1 pseudogene is annotated in these 509 nt (G+C 67.0%); it reads right to left on the reverse strand.

Annotation, left to right across the window (positions count from 1 at the left end):
• Positions 1-509, reverse strand: a pseudogene (locus ACTIFP_RS17690) (electron transfer flavoprotein subunit alpha/FixB family protein); the annotation flags it as partial.

Raw genomic sequence — 509 nt, forward strand, 5'->3', positions numbered from 1 at the left:
CGCTCCGACTTGGCGATTTCGGCGCCGACGAAGCTCGAGATGCCGGCATCGCTGCCCGCGCCCACGGCTTCGACCGTACCCGAACCGCCCGAGGTCGCGGCCTTGTCGAACGCGGTACCGCGAACGGTGAGGACCAGCTTCGCGTCCGACGATTCGACGGTCGCGATCGCGTTGCCGGCGTAGATCGGACGCGTGAAGGTCTTCGGACCCTCAACCGACAGGATTTCCGAAATCTGCATCACATCGAGCAGCGCGGCGACGCGCGGCGCGATATTCTTGCCGGTGGTCGTCGCGGGCGCGAGGAACGCGTCGTGCGAGCCCATCAGGTCGGCGATCAGCGGTGCGACATTTTCGGGCAGGTTGTGACCGAAAGCGGCGTTGTCGGCGACATGCACCTTGCCGACGCCGGCGATGGCTGCAGCTTCCTTGGCAACCGCATCGACGCCCGAACCGGCGACGAGCAGATGGACTTCGCCGAGCTTCGACGCGGCGGTGACCACCGCGAGCGT

The organism is Sphingopyxis sp. (assembly GCF_051861155.1).
In the GTDB taxonomy this organism is placed as follows: domain Bacteria; phylum Pseudomonadota; class Alphaproteobacteria; order Sphingomonadales; family Sphingomonadaceae; genus Sphingopyxis.